The following is a 3,302-nucleotide window of genomic DNA, read 5'->3' as shown; positions in this document are numbered from 1 at the left end:
CCGGCGCGGCCACCTATCGGCCATCAAAATTGACGCCGACCGGACTCCGTAATCGTCGCGCTACAAACTTGGACGCACTTCGCGATTGGGGGCATGCCAAGGACTATGTCCGCATGCAATGGATGATGCTTCAGCAGGACGAACCAGAGGACTTCGTTATCGCGACCGGTCAGCAATATTCAGTGCGGGAGTTCATAACCTGGTCGGCCAAGGAACTCGGGATTGAGCTCCGTTTTGAAGGTGAAGGCGTCGAGGAGCGAGGTATCGTTGACGCAGTCTCAGGGGATATTGCGGTTTCGGTGAAGCCCGGCGATGTGATTGTCCGCGTCGATCCACGCTATTTTCGGCCAGCTGAAGTTGAGACACTGCTGGGCGATCCTTCCAAAGCCAAGGAGAAGCTTGGATGGGTTCCCGAGATTAGCGCGCGCGAGATGCGCGCCGAGATGGTGGCATCGGATTTGCAAACGGCGCGGCGTCATGCCTTGCTCAAAGCGCATGGCCTCGAACTGCCCGTCGCAATGGAAAATTGAGAGACAAGCCGATGCGAGTCTATGTTGCAGGCCATCGGGGCATGGTCGGCTCTGCTATCGTGCGCCAGCTGGGAGCAAGCGGCGCCACGCCTCTCGTGCGGGCACATTCCGAACTCGACCTCACCAACCAAGCAGCGGTTCGCGCTTTCTTAGCTGAAGAGCAGCCTGATGCTGTTGTCCTGGCTGCCGCCAAAGTCGGCGGCATCCGGGACTGTCAGTGATTTTGTGCGCGGGGCCGGTTTCGTTCATCAGACCGTAAACCGCTCTCCGAAGATTACGGCGAACTGGGTCTTGGCCTCAAACCACTCGCGCGGCGGCCGTTTCCATTCCTCGGCCGCGTGATTGAGTACGAGATATAGCAGCTTCATCGCGGCATCGTTACCCGGGAAGTGGCCCCGTGTACGAACGGCTCGCCTGAGTTTCGAGTTGAGCGCCTCGATGGCGTTCGTGGTGTAGATGATCCGGCGCACGCCCTCCGGGAACGCGAAGAACGGGATCACATGGTCCCAGTGCCGGCGCCAGCTTTGCGCGATTGCCGGATATTTGCGGCCCCAATGGCTGTCTTCGAACGCTTCCAGCGCCGCTAGGCCGGCCTCCGCCGTTTCGGCCCGATAGACGCTGCGCAGCCCGCTGGCGATGAGCTTACGGTCCTTCCACGACGCGAAGCCCATCGCGTTGCGGATCAGGTGGACGATGCAGGTCTGGACGACCGTTTCCGGGAACACGGCGTTGATCGCCTCGGGGAAGCCCTTCAGTCCGTCGACGACGGCGATCAGGATGTCAGCTACGCCCCGGTTCTTGAGCTCGTTCATCACCCGCAGCCAGAACTTGGCGCCCTCGGTCTGCTCGATCCAGATTCCCAGGATCTCCTTGGTGCCGTCGGGCAGGATGCGGAGCGCGATGTATACCGCCTTGTTGCGGACAAACCCTTCGTCCCTGATCTTCACCCTGATCGCGTCGAAGAAGACCAGCGGGTAGCAGGCATCGAGTGGACGCCCCTGCCATTCCGCGACGGTCTCAAGCACGGCGTCGGTGATCGTCGAGATCAGATCCGGCGATACGTCGATGCCGTACAGTTCCTCGAGATGCCCGCGGATCTCGCGCACCGTCATGCCACGCGCGTACATCGAGATAATCTTGTCGTCGAAGTCGGGAAAGCGACGTTGATACTTGGCGATCAGCTTGGGGTCGAAGGTGCCCGAGCGGTCGCGGGGAATGTCGAGTGTCATCTTCGACGAACCCGACAGCACCGTCTTCTTCGAGGAGCCGTTCCGGCGGTTCAACGCGCCGGCCTCGGTCTCCGATTCCAGATGATCGTCGAGCTCTGCGGACAGCATTCGCTCCGACAGCGCCTTCTTCAGCTCATCGAGCAGCCCGTCTTTGGCGAACAGCTCCTGCGCATCTCGGCCTGCCAGAAGCTGATCCAATAACTCCTTGTCGATCGCCATATCGATGGTCCTTTCCTATCCATCTCTATGGCCCCGCGCACAAAATTACTGACAGTCCCCTATGGCCCGCGCACCACCTGCTACAACCGCTTCGTGCGATGGCGGAAGGCCGGCGTGTGGGATAGGATGATGGACGCCATCACCGCCGCTCATGATGGCGACATCCAAATGATCGACAGCACTTCCGTTCGCGCCCACCAGCAGGCCGCTACGGCAAAAAGGGGGATCGAGATCATTGTCTCGGTCGTTCCCGAGGAGGGCTCACGACCAAGATCCACGCGGTCGTCGACGGGCAAGGCCTCCCGATCCGGCTGAGCCTGACCGCTGGGCAAAGCCATGATGGCCAAGCCGCTGACGATCTACTCGATCATGTTGGCGCTGGAACAATCGTGCTCGCGGACAAGGCCTACGATGCAGATCGCATCCGGGCGTCTCTCCGCGAGAGAGGGGCGTTCGCCAACATCCCGCCAAAGTCCAACCGCCGGTCAAAACCGTACTTCAGCACTTGGCTCTACTGCGAGCGGAACCTGATCGAGCGCTTCTTTTCCAAGCTGAAGCACTTCCGCCGGGTTGCAACCCGCTACGACAAGCTGGCCGAGAACTTCCTGGCCATGGTCCAACTCGCCTCAATGCGGCTGTGGCTCCGCGTTTATGAGTCTACGGCCTAAACCTGACGGCACGGTGCGCAAGCTGATGGATGTGTCGCGGCTTGCTGGCATGGGCTGGAATGCTCAAATTCAGCTCGAAGAGGGCATACGGTCGACCTATCAATGGTTCCTGGAAAATCAGACTTCGCTGCGCCAGGCTTGATCGTCAACACGAAGGTCTTTTATCCAAGGCAATGTACAGATTTTGCCGTTTGGTGCTCGCCAAGATGTGTCACGCCCAGACATTGTGCTCCGCCAACTCCAGGTAGCGGCCGAGCACATTCACCGATTTCCAGCCACCGGCCCGCATAATCGCTGCAGTATCAAATCCCGAGCAGAGCAAGTCCTGCGCGGCGCCCACGCGCAGCGAATGACCGCTGAACGCTTGAACGTCTTCCGGTGGCAATCCAGCTGCCGCGACGGCTTCCTTGATGATCAGTTTAACCTTCGTCGTCCCCAACGGGCGGTTGATTGGCTTGCCCTGATAAATCCCGCAGAACAGTGAATCTATCGCGCTACCCCGCCAGGCGAGCCATTCGCCCACCAGTTCGGCCGAGCGCCTCGAGCTAAACCCAATCCGGCCCATGCCGAATGGATCGGCCTTGCTGCGCCTAGAGCGGTTTTCGATCAATCTGGATCATAGCCGCACGAGCTGAAATAGTTGGCACATTCGGCGG

The 3,302-nt window shown here is 60.0% G+C and carries 5 protein-coding genes and 1 pseudogene; 4 read left to right on the top strand and 2 right to left on the bottom strand.

Translation table 11 applies throughout. From position 1 onward, the window contains the following. Both PYV00_RS05110 and PYV00_RS05105 read left to right on the top strand, forming a co-directional pair. The coding region (locus tag PYV00_RS05110; protein ID WP_275227195.1) for a GDP-mannose 4,6-dehydratase at positions 1 to 530 on the top strand (530 nt) is incomplete at its 5' end. A gap of 11 nt (positions 531 to 541) precedes the next feature. After that, positions 542 to 751, top strand: coding sequence for an NAD-dependent epimerase/dehydratase family protein (locus PYV00_RS05105; protein ID WP_275227194.1), 210 nt, complete (start codon positions 542 to 544; stop codon positions 749 to 751). Between the two features lie 27 nt (positions 752 to 778). Here PYV00_RS05105 and PYV00_RS05100 read toward each other — a convergent pair whose 3' ends face one another. After that, positions 779 to 1,978 carry an IS256 family transposase gene (locus tag PYV00_RS05100; protein WP_275227193.1) on the bottom strand — a complete coding sequence of 400 codons (1,200 nt, stop codon included), beginning with the start codon at positions 1,976 to 1,978 and terminating at the stop codon, positions 779 to 781. Between the two features lie 54 nt (positions 1,979 to 2,032). Between PYV00_RS05100 and PYV00_RS05095 the strand changes: the two are divergent. Both PYV00_RS05095 and PYV00_RS05090 read left to right on the top strand, forming a co-directional pair. Continuing rightward, positions 2,033 to 2,646 (top strand): annotated as a pseudogene (locus tag PYV00_RS05095) (IS5 family transposase); the annotation flags it as partial. Between the two features lie 13 nt (positions 2,647 to 2,659). After that, positions 2,660 to 2,788, top strand: a complete 129-nt coding sequence (locus PYV00_RS05090; protein WP_342803797.1) for a hypothetical protein — start codon at positions 2,660 to 2,662, stop codon at positions 2,786 to 2,788. A 69-nt stretch (positions 2,789 to 2,857) separates the two neighbouring features. Here PYV00_RS05090 and PYV00_RS05085 read toward each other — a convergent pair whose 3' ends face one another. Continuing rightward, complete coding sequence (locus PYV00_RS05085; protein WP_275227192.1) at positions 2,858 to 3,256, bottom strand: tyrosine-type recombinase/integrase; 399 nt, start codon at positions 3,254 to 3,256, stop codon at positions 2,858 to 2,860. Between the last annotated feature and the right edge of the window lie 46 nt (positions 3,257 to 3,302).

It is taken from the genome of Novosphingobium album (ex Liu et al. 2023) (genome assembly GCF_029076845.1).
Classification (GTDB): Bacteria; Pseudomonadota; Alphaproteobacteria; order Sphingomonadales; family Sphingomonadaceae; genus Novosphingobium.
The sequence above is the reverse complement of the archived record's forward strand: the minus strand, read 5'-3'. Positions and strand labels throughout refer to the sequence as shown.

Bases quoted from the DNA above. Each gene is read 5' to 3' on its own strand.
- PYV00_RS05105 (WP_275227194.1), top strand. From the start codon at position 542: ATGCGAGTCTATGTTGCAGGCCATCGGGGCATGGTCGGCTCTGCTATC.
- PYV00_RS05100 (WP_275227193.1), bottom strand. From the start codon at position 1,978: ATGGCGATCGACAAGGAGTTATTGGATCAGCTTCTGGCAGGCCGAGAT.